The sequence below is a fragment of the Vibrio sp. 1CM8B genome (genome assembly GCF_023161685.1).
GTDB lineage: Bacteria > Pseudomonadota > Gammaproteobacteria > Enterobacterales > Vibrionaceae > Vibrio > Vibrio coralliirubri.
This window is the reverse complement of the sequence record NZ_JALNTU010000003.1, coordinates 415,486-435,053: the sequence shown is the minus strand read 5'-3', so window position 1 is coordinate 435,053 and position 19,568 is coordinate 415,486. Positions and strand designations below refer to the sequence as shown.

Genomic DNA, 19,568 nt, shown 5'->3' with positions numbered 1-19,568 from the left:
GTGATTATTGCGTAATGTTGAATCTATTCATTAATTGGGTAAATGTTACTTTAAGAAGGTATTTCTTAACAGGATCTACCTCACGATGAAAAATGGAAAGCTCTGAGTGTGGGTCTAGGTAATCGATTACCTTTACTTGTAAGTCTATTTGTTTGAATTTTTAATCTAGTAAAATTGAGATTTGCAGTGCTATTAACTGTTATGTCATTGGTGTATGGATAGTTGGTTTGATTGGGTTTTGTAAACACCTCAAATGTAAGTGCGCGTAAGAAAATAAAGCAAATGTAAGCGGGCGGTAGGCGATTAAAACACAGCAAATAATGTGCTCTGAAGGAGAAAACCTTGATAAACCAAGGCGCACCGGTTGTTGCTTCTCTATTTTGTAAACGTGTATGTACAAAAGTGATTACTATGTTTTGCGTACGGTAAATCTAGGGCTCTGATCGCAATATTGATGATCTATGATCAGTATATATACTGCCCTCGCTTTTAATAAATACTGGTGATAGGAATGTCGAAAACCAAAGTGCTCATTGTTGAAGATGACCAAGAGATAGCTCGTTTAACGACGCTTTACCTCGAAGCCGAAGGTTACAATGTTAGCGTTGTTCATGAAGGGAACTTGGCACTTGAAGCGATTCGCAGTATTGAACCGGATTTAGTGCTGTTGGACTTGATGCTTCCAGGGATGAGCGGCGCGCAGATTTGCCGTCAAGCTCGTGAGTTCTACAATGGAATGATCTTAGTGCTAACGGCCTCTGCCGATGAAATGAGTGAGGTCAGCTTATTTAAGTTTGGCGCGGACGATTACGTTGCCAAGCCGATTCGTGGCCATGCCTTATTAGCGCGAATTGAAGCGTTATTGCGTCGAGCCACTCCCGTAACAACTACCCAAGAAACCACGGCTGAAAAACAGTGCGATATTGTAATCAACAGCTCTGCTCAAAGTGCCACGCTCTATGGCCAAAACCTCAAGCTTACTTCTGCTGAATTTGAAATCTTAAACCTTCTCGTTAATAACATCTGTCAGGTCGTGACTCGAGACCAGTGCTGTCAGCTATTTAGAGGAATTGATTACGCGTTTAATGATCGCTCGATTGATATGCGCGTGTCTGGGTTACGCCGAAAGCTGCGCATTCACGCAAAAGACAAACAGTTGATTCGTACGGTTCGCAACAAGGGATACATGCTGGTTGCGTAAGTTCATTGCTACGAAGCTTCGCTCGGTTTCGATGTTTGCTCGCTTATACCTTGGGATTGTGACTGGGATGTCGGCAACGATATTTTTGTTTTTGAACCTTGGTGAAGGGCACATGCGACGCACCGAGATCGAAACCTTTCTCAATGATGGCATCTACTTTGCGGAGCAGTATGTTCGTCAACACAATCAAGAAAACTCACTCTATAAAGAGCTCGATAGAACAGGCTACCAACAATTTTATATCTTCAATTTACGCCTGTTGGAGAATTGGTCGGGCGAGGCGCCTTGCCAACAATGTGAGTTATACACAACCTTAAATGGTGTGCCGATATATCTTAGTGATGACAACCTCTATTCGGCCGTGTTTCAGTTACCAAACTCTAAATTTAGTTTTGGGTTCAGTGAGGTAGGGGACTTTTTCTCTCCTGACATTGAATGGTATGAGGATTCAGAACGACACTTTTTGTTAGGGCTGTTGTTGGCTGTGATTGTGGCGATCGGAGCAAGTGTTTACTTACCTGTGAGGCGTTTTCAAGAAAGAATAGAGTTGCTCGTCGAGAAGCAGAAACAGTTTGGTAAGGGCAAGCTTAGTACTCGATCTGACATGGACGACATCCATCCTGTTTCTGATTTGGCCAGCAGTTTTAACTTCATGGCTGAAGAGATAGAGAGCAAAGTAAAACAAAGTCATATCTTCGCTCAAGCTATCCCACACGAAGTGAGAACTCCGCTAAGTCGTATTCAACTGGCGACCGATATCCTAAGAAGGGGAGCACCCGATAATCATCAGGTTCTTTTCGATGACATTGATACCTACATTGAGGATATCAACGAGCTCACGTCAGAAATCATCATGCTGTCGAAGTTGAATGTCATGGATAACTCTTTCTTTGAGCTCGTTAAAGTGACCTCCGATCTTCGTGAGTATTGCCTAGACCGAATTCGTTACTCGAAACTAGAGAATGCCACCTTTGAATCTAAGGTACAGCTAGAGTGCAAGATTAAGTGTGACTGTTCAATGGCGCGCTTGGTGTTTGATAACGTTCTCAAGAATGCTGGCAATTACACACAAGACAAAGTGTGGATGACGTTAGATGAGAACTCAGAAAACTGGCTGGTGGTGATTGAAGATAATGGTTCTGGAATACCGGAGAATAAGCGTGATGAGGTATTTCTACCGTTCTCTCGATTAGATTCAAGCAGAGCGTCGACCACCGGTGGATTGGGGTTAGGCCTCGCGATTGCTCTATCGGCGGCTAAAAAGCTTTCTTGGGATATCAAAATTGACGACAGCAACTTTGGTGGCGCCAAGTTCAGTATCGTGATTCCTAAAATCGCATAAGCTGTAGCTTTAAGAGCTCTTCAGGCTCGTAAAATAACAAAGCCACGGACTTATGCTGTGGCTTTTTCAAGCTAGTTACTTCTTACAGCGATGAAGGCCATAAATAGCGTGGTCAACGATGCGACCATTCAAGTTCTCGTTACGTGTAATGATACCTTCTAACGTGAAATGTAAGCGCTCACATACCTTGCGACTGCTCTGGTTGCCCGTTGCTGCTGATATCTCGACCTTTTCCATATCTAACTCATTGAAAGCAATATCAATCAGCTTCTGGACAACGCGTGTCACAATCCCCTTTCCTTGGTATGTCTCAGATAACCAATAACCTATCGTCACCTTTTGCTTATCATGATCAATGGTATTGAAACTACAGTTACCGATGACCTTGTCTTTATAGATAATCGCACATGTCATGCTTTTACCTTCCGCATAATCGTGCAGCGAGCGTTGGATGAAGATCCTAAAATCTTGCTCAGTTTTACAATGTGGCGGCCACACAAGCCATTGGCTTAGGTACTCATTCTGGCTTTGTGAGATCTCTGCGTAATGAACAGCGAAACTCTCTTCAACCAATGCGATGGATAGTTCGTCATCAATAACTGTTTTAAACATGTCTTTCCTTTTCTTATGGCTACTGATTTTAGTGAATCTTAGTCGGCAGTATATAATGTCGCATGATTTTTAATATGCAACCATTTGTAGCACGGAATTTTCGTGATACGTTAGATCTATCACGAAACTCATTAAACCTTACAATAGTTGTGTATATAATCATTAAGTATGCATTAGTATTAGCGGCCTAAATATATAAAAACTATAAAAAATCTAGGCTTAATTAATGAATCAACATTGCCAGGACGTGACCGTAGACCTAAGGAAGGCTCTATTTGGTATTGCTAAGGCGCTTGATAACGTCGGTTTCGAAAGCAAAAATCATGGACAGAGGGTGGGTTACATCGCGTATCGATGTGCTCTGAGTGTGGGATGGGAAGAAGAACAAGCGCAACTTGCGTTCTCATTGGGATTAATTCACGACTGTGGTGTCTCTCAAATTGATGAGCAACGTAGTTTGGTTTCAGGGTTCATTCCTGACTCGAGTTACCACCATTGTCAAAAGGGCTACCAAATTCTAAAAGAGTGCCCGGTTCTTTCTATATTCGCTAAGCCAGTGCTTTATCATCACACCCCTTGGGTTGAGTTAAAGGCTATTCATATTAGCGAGTTAGAAAAAGAGTTAGCAGCCATCGTTATGCTTGCCGATAGGGTCGACTACTTGTATGGCATCACTTCTTCAGATCGTTATGGAAACCTCACACCCGGTGGCAAAGCCAGCATTATTGAACTCTTAACAGAACAAGCGGATGAAATGTTCGAATCCAACCTTGTGCAACATATGTGCGAATTGGTCGATTTGGATGATTTCTGGTTCTCGATGGAGATCCCTTACATTGAAAATATGAGGGATAACTTTGAACCTGTGCCTTTCTTCTCTCAGCAAATGTCGTTGGATGAGACGGTCGCCTTCGCTGAATTTATTGCCAATGTTGTTGATACCAAGAGTTCGTTTACCTTTAAGCACTCGCTGAAGGTAGGGCAGCTCTCTGAATACCTCGCCAAGCAGATGGGTTATTCATACACCACTCAGCGTAAACTTTATTTAGCGGGTTTGGTTCATGATATCGGTAAACTGCAAACCCCTAACGACATTCTGCATAAGCCGGATTTACTTACTGAAGAAGAATATTGCTGCATTAAACGCCACGCTACGGACACGCGATTCGCTCTGCAGGAGCTATTCAGTTCTCCTCAGGTTTGCCAGTGGGCATCTAATCATCATGAAAGGTTAGATGGCTCAGGCTACCCGATGGGTAAAACGGCGGAAGAGCTGGATCAACCGAGTCGAATTGTTGCTGTGGTGGATGTGTTCCAAGCGTTGACTCAGTCTCGCCCTTATCGTGCGGGCATGACGTTAGAACAGACGATGGCTATTTTGAGAGACCATGTTGAAAACTATAAGTTAGATCGAGAAGTGTTTGAATGTCTTGAAAAACACGCACAGTACTGCTTTGAATTATCGACCGATAAAAGAATGTACGCGTTTTAGTGCCAGTGAGTCTTTTAGATGTGTGATTCCCTAAATCACGCTCGATGAAAAATGACTTAATACCAGAAACAGAAAAGCGATAGCCGAGGCTATCGCTTTTTTAATTGGGGGTCTTATCAGGATCTTTGGGGCTAGATTAGTAGCGCTTTAAGATCTCGATGATCGCTTGCTCAGTTTCCGCTGCGATAATGGCATCAATGTCATCATCATTTTGGAACAACTCTGATAGCGCCATAATCGTATGGATGTGGCTATCTGAGTCCATTGCCGCCAGAGTAATTGAAAGGTAAACGTCACCGTTGTCTTCCGACTCTAAATCAACACCCTTCTTGAATACCGTTACTTGCAATGATGCTTCGTTCACACCATCTTCAGGACGAGCATGAGGCATTGCAATCTTTGGAGCTAGAACATAGTACGCGCCGATGTCCTTGTGCTTTTGCTTGATAGCTTCAACATAGCTTGCTTCAATTTTGTTGTTCGCTAGCAGAGTTGAGCAGGTCACATCAATTGCGGCATCAACTGTTAGGTTTTCTTCAGAGTTGATGATAACGCCTTGGTTACCAATTAAATCGAATAGGCTCATGAAACAATCCACCCTAGGATAAGACCAACCACACCGAAGTCGAAGTCCGCAAATGTTGTTGCTTCAAGACCTAGGCCGCCTAGTACTGGAAGCAGTAGCATTGGTAGGAAAGAGATACATAGACCTTGTGTGAATGAACCTAGAATTGCACCGCGAAGACCGCCTGTCGCGTTACCGTAAACGCCTGCTGCACCACCTACGAAGAAGTGTGGAACTACGCCAGCTACAATAATTGTCCAACCAAGGGCACCTTGTACAGCCATCGCTAGTAGACCAGCAGCGAAAGAACAAAGGAAACCGATAAGTACCGCGTTTGGCGCTACAGGGAATACCATTGGGCAGTCTAGAGCAGGTTTCGCGCCCGGTACTAGCTTGTCAGAGATACCTTTAAATGCAGGAACGATTTCAGCAATTAGCATCTTCACACCTTGCAGTACGATGTAAACACCACCGGCAAAGATAAGAGATTGCATGAAAGTAAATACAACCCAGTTTTGACCACTTGATACTGTTTCTACAAACTCGCCGCCTGCGATAATAGATGCAAGCATGAAGAAGATAGCCATCGTTGTTGCTACGGCTACTGGTGTATCACGTAGGAACATCAAGCTTTTTGGAACTTGGATGTCTTCAGTTGTTTTCGATGTGTCACCGAACTTGCTACCAATGAAGCCAGATACGATGTAAGAAAGGGTAGAGAAGTGACCGATAGCCAGCTGATCAGTACCCATCACCTTTTCTGTGTACTTTTGACCTAGAGCTGGCATCACAACCATCAATGTACCCACAATGATCGAGCCGATTGCGACGAGTGCCGTGCCTTCAATGTTTGCTGTAGATAGAATTACTGCCACTAGCATAGACATGAACATTGTGTGGTGGCCCGTTAAGAATATATATTTTAAAGGAGTAATACGAGCCAATAAAATATTCACAACGAACGCGAAGAACATAATTAGAGCCATTTCATAACCGAATGCTTCTTGTGCTAATGCAACAATTGCTTCGTTATTTGGAATAACACCACTTACGCCGAATGCTTCAGTAAATACAACTGAGAAATTATTTAGTGCGCCAACAAGAGCACCTGCACCGAAACCTAAAATTAGGAAACCCATTACGGTTTTAATGGTGCCTTTCAGAATGGTAGAAATATCAGCTTTCTGTGCAACAAGGCCAATAAAAGCTATTAAACCTACCATGATTGCCGGCTCTTTTAATAAGCCGAGCATGAACTCGAAAAAGTTTTGCATAATTTTGACCTTACATGAAAGTTTTTAGTTGTTCTTCAATTGATGCTTTGTCAAAAATATTTTTCAGGCTGATGATGTTCTCTTTACCAGCATCTTTTAGTTGGTTGGCAACATCTGTTGCTGCAACCCAAATATCCGCATTGCTTGATGCTGCAGATGATAGATCTTCGTGATCAACTTCTGCTTCAAAACCAATTTTCTTAGCGACTTCTTTCACTGCCATTTCCATCATTAGAGAAGTACCAAGGCCGTTACCGCAAACTACAAGAATCTTTTTCATAATATTTGTCTCAATTGGATTTTTGGGGTTGAGAAACTTCGTTCTCTTATTGTGTGAGAGCATAGTAATGGAAATATTCAGATTTCAATAAGATCTTCATCACAAAGCTAAAATGAGATTGTGATGGAGATCTCGTTAATTTGTAGTAAAGATCCAGAGTGAGACTTTGATCAAATTTAACTTTTCACTCGAATATGCAACGTATTTTATTGAGAAAGGCAGGCTTAATTAGTTTTTATATCAGAATATAAATCTATAGAGGCTTTATTGTAGAAAATAGAGAATTAATCGTATCGACCGTAGTCAGTAAGCATTTTCTTAAGCATGCTATTAACGTCTTTGGTTTTTTTATTTCTTTTCGTCAACTGGCTAAGTGAGGTTGGTTTTGGGGAGGCAATACTTTCACTGTCGACTTCTTCAGTTTTATCTTTCATTTTCTGCACTGCAGGCAATAACATTCTAATTTCTTCATTATTTGCATTGGTCAGTACAACAATATTTTCAGATTCAACTTGAGTAATGGTTAATATTCCGTGTTTAACAGATTCAACCTTTTCTCCAATCATAATTGATTCAGGTGCGACAGAGCGATCGGTTAGTTGGCCTGTACGTAATTTCGCCGCACTGATAGCACGGATATTTCCGGTGTTTTCAAACGCGACAATAACAGTATAGGTATTATAATATTCAACTACTGTCACATAGCCGTGTCTATTTGTTTTGAATCTAGCTCCATTGCTCATATCGTGCGGAGCTTCCATTTTCTTCACGTGTTTCCTCTCTTAGTCTCGATGGCTGTTATATCTAATCAGCTCTATTGGTATTTTATAGATAATTACTTGGTGAGATCATACAAAGTATATACGCATCTAAACTTAAGATGAATCTTGAAGTCTCGGGAAATGAGGCAGAGCACAGAAAAGTAGTAAGAATCACACAGAATTAACCGAGTGATTACGCTCACACACTTAAAGACTTAACATTACAAATTCAACTCCCTACAAATTGTCTACAGTTTTGAAGCTCGAAAACGACGACAAACAATACATTTTGTTTAATCCTTGACCGCGCGATCGTTTGCGTTAAAAAATGTGATGAAAGTCTCACTTAACTGTTTATACTTCTCTTCCGGTTTTAAGCCGGTGCTTAGCCAATACAAGCCGTCACATGGATATGTGAATGACCCCACGGACCGGACCAGCTACGTTCCACTGCTTGTATAAGGTGATTTTTTACATGAACAACTCGTTGTTACAGTCGCTAACTCTGTTAGCTCCTTCATCGCGTAGCGTTTTGCTTGCGGTTCTTTGTCCTGTTCCTTTGATGTCATTTGCTTGGCTCATGTTCACTCTATAAGGATTACTAGGACACATTATGAATATTCTATTTGGTTTTGTCGGTGTTATTGCACTGATTGCTTGCGCGTACCTGCTATCTGAAAGTCGTTCTTCGATTAACTGGAAAACGGTCTCTCGTGCTCTATTACTTCAGATTGGCTTTGCTGCTCTAGTGTTGTATTTCCCATGGGGACAGTTGGCGTTAACAAGCCTGAGTAACGGCGTTTCTAGCCTGCTTGGTTTTGCAGATGCTGGTATTGCTTTCCTTTTCGGTGACCTTGCTACTGAAGGCTTCATTTTCGCGGTTCGCGTACTTCCAATCATTATCTTCTTCAGTGCTTTGATCTCTGCGCTTTATTACTTAGGTATCATGCAGAAAGTGATTCAAATCCTGGGCGGAGCGGTGCAAAAACTGCTGGGTACAAGTAAAGCTGAATCTCTGGTTGCGACAGGTAATATCTTCCTTTCTCAGGGTGAGTCTCCTCTTCTTATTCGTCCTTTTTTAAAGTCTATGACTCGTTCTGAACTGTTTGCTGTCATGGCAGGTGGTATGGCGTCGGTAGCCGGTAGTGTACTTGGTGGTTATGCTGGTTTAGGTGTTGAACTTAAATACCTTATTGCCGCAAGCTTCATGGCAGCTCCGGGCAGCTTGTTAATGGCGAAGATCATTGTTCCTGAACGCAGCACACCGAGTGACTACGACCACATTGAACTAGATAAAGCAGACCAAAGCAACGTGATTGATGCATTGGCAAGCGGCGCGATGAACGGTATGAAAGTCGCAGTGGCTGTTGGTACTATGTTGATTGCATTCGTGAGTGTGATTGCGATGGTCAACACAGGCCTAGAAAGCCTAGGTGAGACGTTCGGTTTTGCGGGTATTACGCTGCAAGCTATCTTTGGTTACCTGTTCTCACCACTAGCGTGGCTGATTGGTATCCCGAGTGATGAAGTATTGATGGCGGGTTCTTACATCGGTCAGAAGATCGTAATGAACGAGTTTGTTGCTTTCATCGATTTCGTTGAGAACAAAGCACTGCTATCTGAACACAGCCAAGTGATTGTGACATTTGCTCTATGTGGTTTTGCTAACATCGGCTCTATCGCGATTCAACTGGGTTCTATCGGTGTGATGGCGCCAGAGCGTCGTGCTGAAGTTGCTAACCTAGGTTTGAAAGCAGTAGCAGCTGGTACGCTAGCAAACCTAATGAGCGCATGTTTAGCGGGTATCTTCATCCTGCTTTAAGCTAGATTCAGTTAAAGCGGACACTTTTCTTGCGGATTCAACGTGAGAAGGGTGTCCGCTTTTTTGTGCCTGATCGTTAAGTCTGGCCATTACGTCATTGGTTATACGGTGGGTAACGCTCACTCGGAAGAGTAATAGAGGCAACCTCTTTTATCCGATATACTTGTGTATCATCGGGTTGCGATTAAGAACACTAGGTTGTGATTCAGAACAAAGGCAACCAAGTCCAATAAATCAAAGGTTTTTCCATGAATATGCGCGTTATCATCGGTCTTATTGCTACTTTCATTGGCTTGTTTACGATGGTTTATTTTATTGCTGGTGGATCTCAGTTTCCTATCTATCAGTGGCCACAAGAGGCTTATCTCGGTTTGGTGTTTAGCGTCGTGTGGGGTACTGGAGTAGCAGCATCGGTCGCGTACTTCTTCTCGGCACTGGTGTTTGTGACTGCCGCTGTGGTGTGTTATGCGATTGGATACAAGATCGGTGGTCTGTTTTCGAACGACTCTAAAGTCTAGCTGATTTGATCATATGATTGAGTAGTATGTAATGCATTGGCGTGATCGTTTTAAGGTGTATTGGTATCACCGAAAGCAAACCAAGCGTTGGAAAGGGGATAAGGCAAAGTCTTTAGGTTGGACCAATGAAGAGAGTCAGTTGTGTCGCTTCGAAGTGATTGCTCGTTCGGCTGATTTCGAAAATAAGAGTGTTTTGGACTTAGGGTGTGGCTATGGGGAATTGTTCGAGCTGCTCGACAGCATCTACCGCATTCAATCTTACACCGGTGTTGACCAACACGCAGGCTTCCTCAAAAAGGCCAAGCAAAAGTACACAGAAGCTCGCTGCCAATTTATTGCGGGTGATATGAGCAAGATGCCTCTTGAAACCCATGACGTGGTTATTGCTAGCGGCTCATTGAATTACATTTCTCGAGATTCTGATTACCTGACGAATATGATTACTCGGATGTTTGACCTAGCGAATCAAACCGTCATATTTAATCTTCTCGACTCTAGCCAGTACCCTTCGCGCAATACCTTGATGAGCTATCATCCTCAAGGTGTTTATCGCTTTTGTAAAACGCTGTGTGACGATGTCTCTCTGATAGAAGGCTATGCTGAAGGGGATTTCACGATAGTGATGAACAAGGCTGTCTGAGCGTTTTAGCTTTATGCTTTGTACGCGCTATTGATATTTTTCAGGTATTAAAAAGCCGCACGCCTTAAAGGTGTGCGGCTTTTTGGTTTTTGTCGTCTGGCTTAAGTGTTCTATTTATTCTCAACGAGCCCGTAAGGAATCGTTTTAAATATCTTTGGGTTCCCTTTGAAGGTTGGTGCTTCATTCACTTGTTGCCAGTCAAGCAACATGATTGCCAATACGTTACGGTGCTCTCCGTATTCAAGGTCAAAATCACCGGTGATTGAAGGGATCATACCGCGCTTCTTATCAATCGAGGATTGGATAGCAAGTCGAGTCTTCTCTACAACTGGATCATCTTCAAGGCCTGCCAACAGGAAAGTTAAGCCAACCTCGGCAATGACATCTTCTTTCGCACGAAGCAATATCGTATCGATGTTTTCTCTGAAGTAATCGTAGATCCATTGATGATCTTGTTCGCTTACTTGGTGTTGATAATATTCCGAATCACCAAAGATCACGTGTGTCATACCATAGATCTTATTGCCGTATTGTTGGCTAGAGAGCTTCTTGTCTTTATCGTCTGGGTACGCTTTTTTGAAGGTGTCGACGAACTCATCAACCACATCTTGTTCACCTAGCTGGCGTAGCCAGTAGACTTGATTGGCTAATTGAGCTGCCCACGCTTTCACCATGTCTTCATTGGTAACGTATCGTGAGAAGTCATAGCGACGAATGATTTCACGTAGTTTGGCATCGTTCTTGTGTTCTAAACCGTATTCATTGGCACGAGCCATAGAACCAAGAAGGTCAACGCCTAGGTAAAGGTATTCTGGCATGTGCTTGGTGATGTTGTAGCGTCGAACACTGCGTTCATCGCTATCGCCAACATAAGATGCAACGCGCTTTTCTGAGTAGAGCACGATTTGTTCCATGGTTTGAACGTCATTCGACAGGGTGTTGAGCTTGCTTGCCACTCGTGCCATGTCACTCCATACCGCAGCAGAATACTTATCATCTAATGTCTGGCGATACATGCGCAGTCCGTAGTGACCCTCTTTGAATGCAGGCAGGGTGTAAAGTTGGCTTTCGTAGGTAGCGCGAATGAGGTCAGCAGATTGCTTGAAAGATTGTTCTTGAGAATTGAGCGAATCGGCTTGGGATTGAATACTCGATACATTTGTCGCCAGAGCGTTCTCTTGTGCGTGAACAGCGACCGTAATTGAGGCCGATAGTAATGTGCACAGTGTAATCGTTTTTAGCTTCATGTCGTGAGGTACCAAGCTGATTAATAGTCTATGTAAAATAACATCGATGAATCCTTTAATGTAAGGTTTGAGTCAATACAATGTAAGCTTTATAAGGTTTACTAACCCTTTTTGATTAAGTAATTAGTATAGTTAACAGACCTGAAGTGATGAATGGCACAATATTTGATAGATAGTAGACGTTAGTATAGATTTTTAATGACTTAGCGGCATACTGGAGCAATAAGCCAGAAATGAGCCGTTATCAGGCAGTATATAGAACAAAAGTGTTAGAGGTTCGTAAATGCCAAGTGGTTCTAGCAAGCAGTGGTCTGCCAAAATAGTATCTGTTCTTTTTTTCCTTACGATAGTTGGCGCGATTGAGTTTTTTCACGCCAAGCAATTAATTTTTCTTAAAAACGAATCGTATTCAGAGGCAAAAAAGCAACTATCCATTATTCGTTCTCGGATTGAAGTCGCGATCGTGTCGGATATGTATATCCTCAATAATTTCTCGACTTTAGTGACCATTAACCCTGATGGTGAAGTGAAAAACTGGGACAAGATTGCTGAGAATATCATTCAAGATGGCTTCCATATTCGACTTATCGCACTCGCCAAAGACGACATTCTAAATTTTGTTTACCCTCTGGAAGGTAATGAGCAGGTTCTAGGTATTAATTATCGCGATCACCCAAACCAATGGGAGTCTGTAGAGATAGCTCGTAATCTTGGCAATACGTTTATTGCGGGTCCCTTTGAGCTGTTTCAAGGAGGGCAAGCCCTTATTACACGTACTCCGATCTTCCGAGATCCGCCTTTCAATCAAGATTACTGGGGTGTATCTAGCGCTGCTATTGGCTTAGACGAGCTGTTTGAAGATGTCGGAATCGGGAAGATCGAGAACAAGTATCAACTTGCGATACGTGGTAAAAACAGTTCAGGTAAAGATGGCGCTGTCTTTTATGGTACTCAGGATGTGTTCGATAATGCGTTTGCCACCGAACAGGTAAGTTTCCCATATGGTGGTTGGTACCTTGCTCTTTCTGGTAACGAATATGTATTGATGGATGAACCTTGGTACCGAATCCAAGCGGTAAGGCTAGTGGGTTATTCCATAATGCTAGTGCTGGCGTTTGCCTTCTTTACGATTTATCGCCTGTACCGTATTGCAGATAGCCGCTCAATGCATGATGAGCTAACGATGTTACCGAATCGTCGATACTTTATGTATAGCCTCAAGCAGGCCTTTAAAACTACTCAAAAACAGCGAGCGAGAACGTTTGCCGTTGTAAATATCGACCTCGATGGGTTTAAAGCGATCAATGACACTTATGGTCATGCAGCTGGCGATCAGGTATTGATCGAGTGTGCAAACCGAATTAGGAGTGAACTACGAGTTTCAGATATCGTCGCAAGGATAGGCGGTGATGAGTTCTTGGTCTTGTTGCCACGCATCATCGATGATCAACACGTATCTTCAATCGTGACTAAACTACGAAAGGCGATATGCTCGGCGCCAGTTGTGTACGAAGCGCACTCTATTTATCTCAGAATCAGTGTGGGTTGGGTTATTCACAATAGTAACTACAATGATGTCGATGCGCTCTTGAAAGCCGCTGATGAAAAAATGTACGAACAGAAGCGACAAGTTATCTAGGTTGAATTTTAGCTGCGATTAGAATTTAGTTGCTGAATGGGGGGAAAAGCCTCAGAATACCGCGCTTTGCTCCGTATCAATGTATTTGATGAGCAAAAGCTGAAGCAACGCACTTTTTAACGTGTTGCTCATACTAAATGTTATTCAACTGAGAAAATAATCTATGAGTTTTACCTCCCTTGGCCTTTCTGAACCGATCCTTAAAGCTATTGAAGCACAAGGTTACGATAAGCCATCACCAATACAAGAGAAAGCCGTGCCAGCTGTCCTAACGGGCAAAGATGTTATGGCCGCTGCTCAAACAGGTACAGGTAAAACTGCAGGCTTCACGCTACCTATTCTTGAAATGTTATCGAAAGGTACTCGCGTACGTCAGAACCAAGTTCGTGCGCTCGTGCTAACGCCAACTCGTGAGCTTGCTGCGCAAGTGAATGGCAGCGTAGTGAAGTACGGTATTAACTTACCGCTGACTTCGACGGTAGTGTTTGGTGGTGTGAAGATTAACCCTCAGATGCAAAAACTGCGTAAAGGCAGTGACGTGTTGGTGGCAACACCTGGTCGTCTACTTGACCTATACAACCAAAATGCAGTGCGTTTTGACCAACTAGAAATCCTAGTGTTAGATGAAGCGGACCGCATGCTAGACATGGGTTTCATCCGCGATATCCGTAAGATCTTAGCTTTCTTGCCTAAGAAGCGTCAGAACCTACTGTTCTCAGCGACGTTCTCTGATGATATCCGCAGCTTAGCGAAAGGCTTGGTGAACAATCCTGTTGAGATTTCAGTAAGCCCTGCAAACTCAACGGCAAAAACGGTTGAGCAAAGCATCTACCCAGTAGACAAAAAGAAAAAGAGCGCAATGCTAGCGAAGCTAATCAAAGATAACGATTGGCGACAAGTGTTGGTGTTCAGTAAGACAAAACACGGTGCTAACAAGCTTGCTCGCTTCCTTGAAGAGCAAGACATCACTGCTGCACCTATTCATGGTAACAAGAGCCAAGGTGCACGTACTAAAGCCTTAGAGAACTTTAAAACAGGTAAGGTACGAGTACTTGTTGCAACTGATATTGCTGCTCGTGGTATCGATATCCCACAACTGCCTCAAGTAGTTAACTTCGATCTTCCTCATGTATCAGAAGACTATGTACACCGTATCGGTCGTACTGGCCGTGCTGGTGAAGTAGGTAAAGCGATTTCATTGGTTTGTGCGGATGAAGTGGGTGAACTGTTCGGTATTGAACGCCTTATTCAACAAGTGCTAGAGCGTCGTGAACTGGAAGGTTTCTCTCCAGTAAACAAGTTACCTGAGTCTCGCTTGGATTCACGTCCAATCAAGCCAAAGAAGCCGAAGAAAGCAAAACAGCCACGTGAGCATGCTGATGGTCAACGCTCTGGTGATAACGCTCGCGGGCACAAGCCAGCAGGTAAGAACAAGCGTCATGTAGCAGGCAATGGTTCGGCGCCAAAGCGTAAACCAACATCTGGAAAGAAACCGGCTGAAAACAATTCAGCTGCGACAGGTGAAGATAAGTCAGTAAGAAACAACGGCAGCAACTTTAAGCGCGGTAGTGCGGGCAATAAACCTGCTGCAAATAACGCGGGTGCTCAGAATACTCTAAGCAAACCAAGCGGTGCGGGTAAATCTAACGGTACTGGTAAGCCAAACAACGCGGGTAAACCTGCAGGCAAGCCGAAGAAGTCTGGTTACGGCGGTAGCTACGGCCCAAGCAAGTCGTCAAATAAGCCTACAGGCAACAAACCTTCACCGTCGAGAAGCCGCTCTAAGCCAGCTCCTCAGAAGTAATCTTTGCTGAGATATTGAAGAACAGGAGTCGCTTTATAAAAAGGCGTCTCGTGGGTTAAGTTCTTTCTGTCATAGAAATCGAATAAGCGCGAATATTGAATCTCAATGTTCGCGTTTTTTCATGGGCGTTGTTTAGGGGGTTGTTTATGTTGAGTAGCCGTTTATGTTGAGTAACCCTAGGGGGAGGTTTATTGCTGTTTAAAGTAATTGAATCTAAGGGAAATATGACATTTTTGGGAAGGGTAATGAATCTTTAATGATTTATTAATAACAACATAATCACTAGCGTTTTTGTTGAATTTCGCAATTTGCAATTCCAGTTTGCAAAACAAACAAGGATATCCGGCCAATACGTGTCCAGATGCGTAGTAAATACGTGCTTTAAAAGTTGGCACGTATGCTGCATTATTAATGGTGACCCTTCTTAAGCCGAGGGTCACCTAGCCAACTGACGTTGTTAGTGAACCTTTTTTGTTCACACAAAATATATGACCAATCACCCTTATTGTGATTGGTTTTTTTTTGCCTGAATTTTAGGTTCTATTTTTTGTTATTACTTTTTTACTCACCACACTTCGAGTAACAGCTTGGTTGGCGTGGGCATTCTCCACCTCTGGAGCAGATAAGCCTCGCCTCTGTCTCAATCCCACGTTCAATCCAATTTATATTTAGAATCTTGGCTATTGTCGTGAGATCTTTCTTGATGTTACGCGGAATTGCCACAGAGCCACCATTGTTAACGCATGACGCTTTTAGCTGCTCTGCTATGTCTCTTGAATTACCGCCTTGAGCATCAATCGCAGGGTTGAGATCTATACCAGCACACAACACACGATTGTTACCCGCAGGATCCGTCATATTGATGGATTCACAGCAGTAGATCCTTGGCTCATCACCCACGTTCAAAATGGAGATTTGAGCCGAGCTTCCCGCTCGAGGTTCTGATAATCGACGGAACACAGCCCAATGTTGACATGGGTCAGCGACCGTTCTCATATTTCCCCAAGGCAGTGGAATCCCGTTCCCGCGATATACCGCCTTGAGTTTCCCCGGCCCATAAGCATCAAAGTAGTGCCAGTGAGGGTAGGGCGATACTACAGTCATTCGACGCATCGCAACAGAGGGGGAAACCCCTGCTCTTTTGTGAACGTCGATTTCGTAACCAGTGCGGTCGAGTAGCTGCCTAAACGGGACTTTCGGGCACAGAAGTGCGCCAGCAAAGAAGCTGGACTCAAAGTCTCGCCATGCTTGAAGAATGTCTTGGGAGTTGAGCTGCGAAGAGCCTGATATCTGGTTGTCATCCCATGTGTTGTTGTTACCGACCGACAACACACTCTTTAGGCCTTCTTTGCTGTGCAGAATGCAATGGCCGATATAAACCGAAAGGTCGTATTTCAGACGAGTTGGGTATTCTTTAAGAATCTCGTTTAAGAAGATAGTACCGGGAGGCTCAAAGAAGGAGGTCACTAACTGCTTAGCGTTAATTCCGAGCTCATCGACTACGTCTTGCGGCGTGCGCGTCACCCAGCGGATGTTGATTCCTAGGCTTCTAGCGATGTCTATCAGGTCTTCGACACTGAGGTTAAGACGTTTTAAGCCTACCTCTTCCGCAGCGCGCTCAAGGTCAGGGAAGTGGTTCTGATTGCTCTCTTGGTGTGCTCTAATCAAGAGGTGCGCAAACTGGCGGCCTGAAATGCCCGTTTGTGACAGCATCTCAGGAATCGCAATTTGCAGGATGTCGTTTGAGAATAGGAAGCTCGGCTCGAGTGCCATGCCACTTATCCCACCACGATTCCCCTTATCAGGAGCAATGGCTTGCTGTTCAGATTCGTCGTCGAGGAACCACGTTGGATTCTTCTGAAAGACCTGTGCAATCACTTCCAGCATATCGATGCTTGGAACCCGCTTTCCCCGTTCAATCATTGAAAGGTAAGAAACGGAAGGTGCATATTCTGGGTCGATTCTAATACAACGCGCAGACAGATCTTCCATCGTTAAATGGTTACGTTTTCTTAGGTTACGTATTTTCGTCCCTAGGAAATGTGACTGACGAACTAAACTTTTTGACAAGGCCATATTTGTAAAATTCACATTGTAAAATTTTTGTTGTGAAATTGTATGTAAAAAAGCGCTAATCTACAAACTAAGCAATTCACAAAATGACAAATAAATTAAACGTTAGTTTGGAATAATTGCTCTAGGACACATTTTTGCTGTAGAAATCGGTGGTTATCACCGGACTGGTCAAGAGGGAAAGACTATGAATATGCTTACATTCGATAAAACAGAAATCCAAAAACAATCAAAGCCATTTATCGCTGAAGCTGTCTTTGCCGTGGAGACAATCAGTGCCAATCAGCAAACTGAAAAGCAAGTGAAAGCAAAGCAGCTGCTTGATCGACTATTCCCACTAGAGAATGGCTCGCATCAAGACGTAACCAGCTACGTAGTTGATTACCGTCATATTATGGCTTACTTTAAAGATGGTCAGCACAGCGGTTTGAAGCACCCTAAGCAGTTTGTAGCTTATATGGGTGAGAAGAACGACCCAGACTCTATCTTGTTCCGAGATGGCAGTGGCAGTCACCTAGAGGTGATGTTTGGTTGCCATAAAGGGACAGGTTGTATTGAGCTAGTAGAAATTGATGATATTCAGCTGGAATCATGCACCACGTTTGGCCAATCGCCAATGGAAGCAACAACCATAATGCGTGAAGAGACCATTGCAGCGATGCGCCACTGGATCAGTTTGATTCAAGGTGACGCAAAGGGTAAACCAAAGGCATGCAGTGAAGACAAAGAGTTCAGAGCAAAGAGTGGTGAAGATTACTGCTTGAATTATTGCTTCCAGATCTAACGGTGAATCCTAGTTAGTTAAAGTAATTTACACAGCTAAAGAAAAAGCCCCGAAGATAATGTCTTTGGGGCTTTCTAGTCTCAATACGAGCCGACTAATATGTCTATAAGAGCATTGTTGGTGTGTTTTACAAAGGCATGACTCGGTTACGGCCAAGTGATTTCGCTTCGTAAAGTAGCTTATCAGCACGTTCGATCAGCGATTGAGCTGATTCGCCGGGTTCAAGTTCAGCGACACCAAACGATGCAGTGATACTGCCGACTTGTTCACCACTGCGGCGATCTTTAATCGACAGCTTTTCTAAAGAGCGACGATTGCTATCAGCGAGTTGACGAGCAATACGCAAAGACTTGTTAGGCACAATTAGCGCGAACTCTTCACCACCAAATCGATAAGCAGAAATACCTTCACGGCAACTTAACTTCAGCTTACGAGCGATCCCTTTAAGAACCATATCGCCAAACAAGTGGCCATAGGTGTCGTTGAAATTTTTAAAGTGGTCGATATCGAGAAGAATCAGACACAAAGACTGTTGTGCTTCACACAAGGTTTCTATGTCACGGTCGAAAGAGCGACGGTTATAGAGTGTGGTTGTACTATCGAAGAGCGCATCTTTCTGCACTTCTACCAATTGAGTTTTCAGCTTGGTGATCTCTGAGGTTGCAGAGTTCAACTGAGAGTTTAAAAACTGAGTAGAGTGACGAATATGACGAGATTCAGACACCAGCTGTCGAACCAAGGACATGACTTCATCAATAGATAAACTTTCATTATCAACTCGAGCCAAGTCCTCGAAGCTTTTATCGATCATGTCAGAAAAAGCGGAGGTGTCGGTCAGGGTGTCATTCATTGAATTGGAAACTTCAGAAACTAACAGTTCCAAATTAGCGCGAAGGTCATTGATATTGGTTTCGGATTTGCTGGCAACATAATTGTTGTATAGCTGCTCACCCACGGCAGGAGGACAAATACCGTAGTGTTCTAAAACACCATCCATGTCTTGAGTCAGCTGGGGAATAGCGTTATCAACATAGGTGTACCAAAGTGCGTAATTTGCAGGTGTCGTTGACACCCTGTTCTTCATCATAAGAGGCACCGCTTTTTTTAGATTTGCGGTGGATTTCTGAAATTCGTCTTTGTTCATTATTTTTACTGCAGATACCAAAACAACTAAGCCACTTGCGAACAAGGTTAGCGGATTTCGAAGGTCTTTGCTTTAAAAATTATATGATTAATGGATGAGGATTGGATAAATAACTCATTTTTATTATGAATATCGATTGCGTATTCATAAGTGCATTCTAATGGATTGTTCTTTAACCATATTTGGGCTTATCAAACTTTCAGCATAGAGTGAGTTCGTATCAAAACATTAGTGAGAAATGAGTATTGTTGTCTAGGGAAGTGCATACAAAAAGTGAAGTAGATTGATCGTAGAGCTTTAACAGAGAGAGTTTAGGTTGAGGGGGCTTTGCAGGTGATTTTCAGTTGTTCAGAATTTACGGGGGAAGCTT

General features: G+C 43.2%; 17 protein-coding genes. 9 read left to right on the top strand and 8 right to left on the bottom strand.

The window, feature by feature from the left end; translation table 11 throughout:
- Positions 1–511 precede the first annotated feature (511 nt).
- Positions 512–1,201: a response regulator transcription factor gene (locus MSG36_RS08365; protein WP_048608971.1), complete on the top strand. Its 690-nt coding sequence runs from the start codon at positions 512–514 to the stop codon at positions 1,199–1,201.
- Positions 1,194–2,543, top strand: coding sequence for a HAMP domain-containing sensor histidine kinase (locus MSG36_RS08360; RefSeq protein WP_248367212.1), 1,350 nt, complete (start codon positions 1,194–1,196; stop codon positions 2,541–2,543). Before MSG36_RS08365 ends, MSG36_RS08360 begins: the two co-directional genes overlap by 8 nt.
- A 75-nt stretch (positions 2,544–2,618) precedes the next feature.
- On the opposite strand, the gene MSG36_RS08355 is transcribed toward MSG36_RS08360, so the two are convergent.
- Positions 2,619–3,155 carry a GNAT family protein gene (locus MSG36_RS08355; protein ID WP_146492734.1) on the bottom strand — a complete coding sequence of 179 codons (537 nt, stop codon included), beginning with the start codon at positions 3,153–3,155 and terminating at the stop codon, positions 2,619–2,621.
- Positions 3,156–3,381: 226 nt separating this feature from the next.
- Between MSG36_RS08355 and MSG36_RS08350 the strand changes: the two genes are divergently transcribed.
- Positions 3,382–4,647, top strand: a complete 1,266-nt coding sequence (locus tag MSG36_RS08350; RefSeq protein WP_146492735.1) for an HD domain-containing phosphohydrolase — start codon at positions 3,382–3,384, stop codon at positions 4,645–4,647.
- A 136-nt stretch (positions 4,648–4,783) separates the two neighbouring features.
- Here the strand turns inward: MSG36_RS08350 and MSG36_RS08345 are convergent, their stop codons facing one another.
- The 4 genes from MSG36_RS08345 to MSG36_RS08330 form a co-directional block, all read right to left on the bottom strand.
- Positions 4,784–5,233 (bottom strand): PTS sugar transporter subunit IIA, encoded by a 450-nt coding sequence (locus MSG36_RS08345; RefSeq protein ID WP_029405610.1) that lies wholly within the window; start codon positions 5,231–5,233, stop codon positions 4,784–4,786.
- A complete protein-coding gene (locus MSG36_RS08340; protein WP_146492736.1) occupies positions 5,230–6,486 on the bottom strand; it encodes a PTS ascorbate transporter subunit IIC in 1,257 nt (418 codons plus the stop codon). The genes MSG36_RS08345 and MSG36_RS08340 overlap by 4 nt, the downstream gene beginning before the upstream one ends.
- Positions 6,487–6,496: 10 nt before the next feature.
- The gene (locus MSG36_RS08335; protein ID WP_017064872.1) at positions 6,497–6,766 is read right to left on the bottom strand and encodes a PTS sugar transporter subunit IIB; all 270 of its coding nucleotides are present in this window, start codon (positions 6,764–6,766) and stop codon (positions 6,497–6,499) included.
- Positions 6,767–7,050: 284 nt separating this feature from the next.
- Positions 7,051–7,527 (bottom strand): hypothetical protein, encoded by a 477-nt coding sequence (locus tag MSG36_RS08330; RefSeq protein ID WP_146492768.1) that lies wholly within the window; start codon positions 7,525–7,527, stop codon positions 7,051–7,053.
- 613 nt (positions 7,528–8,140) lie between these two features.
- Here MSG36_RS08330 and MSG36_RS08325 point away from each other — a divergent pair.
- From MSG36_RS08325 to MSG36_RS08315, 3 genes are all read left to right on the top strand, one after another.
- Positions 8,141–9,349, top strand: coding sequence for a NupC/NupG family nucleoside CNT transporter (locus MSG36_RS08325; RefSeq protein ID WP_146492737.1), 1,209 nt, complete (start codon positions 8,141–8,143; stop codon positions 9,347–9,349).
- A gap of 248 nt (positions 9,350–9,597) precedes the next feature.
- Positions 9,598–9,867 carry a hypothetical protein gene (locus MSG36_RS08320; RefSeq protein ID WP_146492738.1) on the top strand — a complete coding sequence of 90 codons (270 nt, stop codon included), beginning with the start codon at positions 9,598–9,600 and terminating at the stop codon, positions 9,865–9,867.
- A 31-nt stretch (positions 9,868–9,898) separates the two neighbouring features.
- On the top strand, positions 9,899–10,507 hold the full coding sequence (locus MSG36_RS08315) for a class I SAM-dependent methyltransferase (RefSeq protein ID WP_146492739.1): 609 nt from the start codon (positions 9,899–9,901) through the stop codon (positions 10,505–10,507).
- A 110-nt stretch (positions 10,508–10,617) separates the two neighbouring features.
- On the opposite strand, the gene MSG36_RS08310 is transcribed toward MSG36_RS08315, so the two are convergent.
- A complete protein-coding gene (locus tag MSG36_RS08310) occupies positions 10,618–11,754 on the bottom strand; it encodes a DUF3541 domain-containing protein (protein ID WP_146492740.1) in 1,137 nt (378 codons plus the stop codon).
- 283 nt (positions 11,755–12,037) lie between these two features.
- Here MSG36_RS08310 and MSG36_RS08305 point away from each other — a divergent pair, with 283 nt between their 5' ends.
- Both MSG36_RS08305 and MSG36_RS08300 read left to right on the top strand, forming a co-directional pair.
- On the top strand, positions 12,038–13,393 hold the full coding sequence (locus tag MSG36_RS08305; protein ID WP_248367210.1) for a diguanylate cyclase: 1,356 nt from the start codon (positions 12,038–12,040) through the stop codon (positions 13,391–13,393).
- A gap of 163 nt (positions 13,394–13,556) precedes the next feature.
- On the top strand, positions 13,557–15,197 hold the full coding sequence (locus tag MSG36_RS08300) for a DEAD/DEAH box helicase (protein WP_048617026.1): 1,641 nt from the start codon (positions 13,557–13,559) through the stop codon (positions 15,195–15,197).
- A 561-nt stretch (positions 15,198–15,758) separates the two neighbouring features.
- Here MSG36_RS08300 and MSG36_RS08295 read toward each other — a convergent pair.
- Positions 15,759–17,189, bottom strand: a complete 1,431-nt coding sequence (locus tag MSG36_RS08295) for a DUF3612 domain-containing protein (RefSeq protein WP_052879983.1) — start codon at positions 17,187–17,189, stop codon at positions 15,759–15,761.
- Positions 17,190–17,457: 268 nt separating this feature from the next.
- Here MSG36_RS08295 and MSG36_RS08290 point away from each other — a divergent pair, with 268 nt between their 5' ends.
- Positions 17,458–18,054 carry a malate synthase gene (locus tag MSG36_RS08290; protein ID WP_050644064.1) on the top strand — a complete coding sequence of 199 codons (597 nt, stop codon included), beginning with the start codon at positions 17,458–17,460 and terminating at the stop codon, positions 18,052–18,054.
- Positions 18,055–18,181: 127 nt separating this feature from the next.
- Here MSG36_RS08290 and MSG36_RS08285 read toward each other — a convergent pair whose 3' ends face one another.
- On the bottom strand, positions 18,182–19,198 hold the full coding sequence (locus MSG36_RS08285; protein WP_050649709.1) for a GGDEF domain-containing protein: 1,017 nt from the start codon (positions 19,196–19,198) through the stop codon (positions 18,182–18,184).
- Positions 19,199–19,568 lie beyond the last annotated feature (370 nt).

What these genes read in the sequence shown, in the direction of transcription:
- MSG36_RS08365 (WP_048608971.1), top strand. Translation starts at nt 512, where the DNA reads ATGTCGAAAACCAAAGTGCTCATTGTTGAAGATGACCAAGAGATAGCT.
- MSG36_RS08355 (WP_146492734.1), bottom strand. Translation starts at nt 3,155, where the DNA reads ATGTTTAAAACAGTTATTGATGACGAACTATCCATCGCATTGGTTGAA.
- MSG36_RS08350 (WP_146492735.1), top strand. Translation starts at nt 3,382, where the DNA reads ATGAATCAACATTGCCAGGACGTGACCGTAGACCTAAGGAAGGCTCTA.
- MSG36_RS08345 (WP_029405610.1), bottom strand. Translation starts at nt 5,233, where the DNA reads ATGAGCCTATTCGATTTAATTGGTAACCAAGGCGTTATCATCAACTCT.
- MSG36_RS08340 (WP_146492736.1), bottom strand. Translation starts at nt 6,486, where the DNA reads ATGCAAAACTTTTTCGAGTTCATGCTCGGCTTATTAAAAGAGCCGGCA.
- MSG36_RS08335 (WP_017064872.1), bottom strand. Translation starts at nt 6,766, where the DNA reads ATGAAAAAGATTCTTGTAGTTTGCGGTAACGGCCTTGGTACTTCTCTA.
- MSG36_RS08330 (WP_146492768.1), bottom strand. Translation starts at nt 7,527, where the DNA reads ATGGAAGCTCCGCACGATATGAGCAATGGAGCTAGATTCAAAACAAAT.
- MSG36_RS08325 (WP_146492737.1), top strand. Translation starts at nt 8,141, where the DNA reads ATGAATATTCTATTTGGTTTTGTCGGTGTTATTGCACTGATTGCTTGC.
- MSG36_RS08320 (WP_146492738.1), top strand. Translation starts at nt 9,598, where the DNA reads ATGAATATGCGCGTTATCATCGGTCTTATTGCTACTTTCATTGGCTTG.
- MSG36_RS08315 (WP_146492739.1), top strand. Translation starts at nt 9,899, where the DNA reads ATGCATTGGCGTGATCGTTTTAAGGTGTATTGGTATCACCGAAAGCAA.
- MSG36_RS08310 (WP_146492740.1), bottom strand. Translation starts at nt 11,754, where the DNA reads ATGAAGCTAAAAACGATTACACTGTGCACATTACTATCGGCCTCAATT.
- MSG36_RS08305 (WP_248367210.1), top strand. Translation starts at nt 12,038, where the DNA reads ATGCCAAGTGGTTCTAGCAAGCAGTGGTCTGCCAAAATAGTATCTGTT.
- MSG36_RS08300 (WP_048617026.1), top strand. Translation starts at nt 13,557, where the DNA reads ATGAGTTTTACCTCCCTTGGCCTTTCTGAACCGATCCTTAAAGCTATT.
- MSG36_RS08295 (WP_052879983.1), bottom strand. Translation starts at nt 17,189, where the DNA reads ATGGAAGATCTGTCTGCGCGTTGTATTAGAATCGACCCAGAATATGCA.
- MSG36_RS08290 (WP_050644064.1), top strand. Translation starts at nt 17,458, where the DNA reads ATGAATATGCTTACATTCGATAAAACAGAAATCCAAAAACAATCAAAG.
- MSG36_RS08285 (WP_050649709.1), bottom strand. Translation starts at nt 19,198, where the DNA reads ATGAACAAAGACGAATTTCAGAAATCCACCGCAAATCTAAAAAAAGCG.